This window comes from Serratia ureilytica, assembly GCF_013375155.1.
In the GTDB taxonomy this organism is placed as follows: Bacteria; Pseudomonadota; Gammaproteobacteria; order Enterobacterales; family Enterobacteriaceae; genus Serratia; species Serratia ureilytica.
Genome location: NZ_JABXOF010000025.1, coordinates 1 through 1,381, shown reverse-complemented (window position 1 = coordinate 1,381; position 1,381 = coordinate 1). Strand labels below are relative to the sequence as shown.

Below are 1,381 nucleotides of genomic sequence, written 5' to 3'. Positions count from 1 at the left end.
CACAGGTCGTGAGTTCGATGAGTAGGGCGGGACACGTGACATCCTGTCTGAATATGGGGGGACCATCCTCCAAGGCTAAATACTCCTGACTGACCGATAGTGAACCAGTACCGTGAGGGAAAGGCGAAAAGAACCCCGGCGAGGGGAGTGAAATAGAACCTGAAACCGTGTACGTACAAGCAGTGGGAGCACCTTCGTGGTGTGACTGCGTACCTTTTGTATAATGGGTCAGCGACTTATATTTTGTAGCAAGGTTAACCGTATAGGGGAGCCGTAGGGAAACCGAGTCTTAACTGGGCGACTAGTTGCAAGGTATAGACCCGAAACCCGGTGATCTAGCCATGGGCAGGTTGAAGGTTGGGTAACACTAACTGGAGGACCGAACCGACTAATGTTGAAAAATTAGCGGATGACTTGTGGCTGGGGGTGAAAGGCCAATCAAACCGGGAGATAGCTGGTTCTCCCCGAAAGCTATTTAGGTAGCGCCTCGTGAACTCATCTTCGGGGGTAGAGCACTGTTTCGGCTAGGGGGCCATCCCGGCTTACCAAACCGATGCAAACTCCGAATACCGAAGAATGTTATCACGGGAGACACACGGCGGGTGCTAACGTCCGTCGTGAAGAGGGAAACAACCCAGACCGCCAGCTAAGGTCCCAAAGTCATGGTTAAGTGGGAAACGATGTGGGAAGGCATAGACAGCCAGGATGTTGGCTTAGAAGCAGCCATCATTTAAAGAAAGCGTAATAGCTCACTGGTCGAGTCGGCCTGCGCGGAAGATGTAACGGGGCTAAACCATGCACCGAAGCTGCGGCAGCGACGCTTAGGCGTTGTTGGGTAGGGGAGCGTTCTGTAAGCCGTTGAAGGTGGCCTGTGAGGGTTGCTGGAGGTATCAGAAGTGCGAATGCTGACATAAGTAACGATAAAGCGGGTGAAAAGCCCGCTCGCCGGAAGACCAAGGGTTCCTGTCCAACGTTAATCGGGGCAGGGTGAGTCGACCCCTAAGGCGAGGCTGAAAAGCGTAGTCGATGGGAAACAGGTTAATATTCCTGTACTTGGTGTTACTGCGAAGGGGGGACGGAGAAGGCTAGGCTGGCCGGGCGACGGTTGTCCCGGTTTAAGCGTGTAGGGGGTGTGACCTGGTAAATCCGGTTGCATATCAACCCTGAGGCGTGATGACGATGCACTACGGTGCAGAAGTAGTTGATGCCCTGCTTCCAGGAAAATCCTCTAAGCTCCAGGTAACATTAAATCGTACCCCAAACCGACACAGGTGGTCAGGTAGAGAATACCAAGGCGCTTGAGAGAACTCGGGTGAAGGAACTAGGCAAAATGGTGCCGTAACTTCGGGAGAAGGCACGCTGGCATGTAGGTGAAGTCCCT

At 53.3% G+C, this 1,381-nt stretch carries 1 rRNA gene; it reads left to right on the top strand.

The annotated features are described in order from the left end of the window. Positions 1–1,381, top strand: a 23S ribosomal RNA gene (locus tag HWW83_RS25445); the annotation flags it as partial.